The organism is Pseudomonas sp. EL_65y_Pfl1_R83, from assembly GCF_963970695.1.
GTDB lineage: Bacteria > Pseudomonadota > Gammaproteobacteria > Pseudomonadales > Pseudomonadaceae > Aquipseudomonas > Aquipseudomonas tritici.
Map to the genome: position 1 here is coordinate 1 of NZ_CAXAQI010000326.1, position 484 is coordinate 484.

Annotated in this window: 1 protein-coding gene; it reads right to left on the minus strand. The window is 66.5% G+C overall.

Going from position 1 to position 484, the window contains the following annotated elements; all coding sequences use genetic code 11:
- Positions 1-183: 183 nt before the first annotated feature.
- A partial coding sequence (locus AACY08_RS29110; protein ID WP_339472538.1) for a flavoprotein occupies positions 184-484 on the minus strand: 301 nt, incomplete at its 5' end.

Below are 484 nucleotides of genomic sequence, written 5' to 3' on the forward strand. Positions count from 1 at the left end.
CAGTGAGGCCGCTCTTGGCGATCTCGGCGGTGAACAGCTTGGCGAGATCCTCGCGCGCACGATCCTGCATCCGCGCAGGAATTTCCTCGGAGCGCAGCTCAAGCAAAAAGTCGGTCATCGTCCCTCTCCCATCGGGAGAGGGAGGGAGGAGCGAAGCGACGGAAGGGTGAGGGTGATGAACGGTCACGCAGCCAAAGCCGCCCGAATCGCCGCGAAAATCGCGGAGGGCTCGGGCAGGCGACCGGGGCCATATTCGCCGCACGCCATCGCGCCTTCGCCGGGCTCCAGCACGGTCACGCCATCGCCGCGCAGCGTGGCGACGTTGCGACGTGTCGCCGGGTGCTGCCACATCCGCACGTTCATTGCGGGTGCTGCAAGCACAGGCTTGTCGGTCGCGAGCAGCAATGTGGTGGCCAGGTCGTCGGCGATGCCCGCCGCCATTTTCGCCATCAGATCGGCGGTGGCGGGCGCGATCACGACCAAA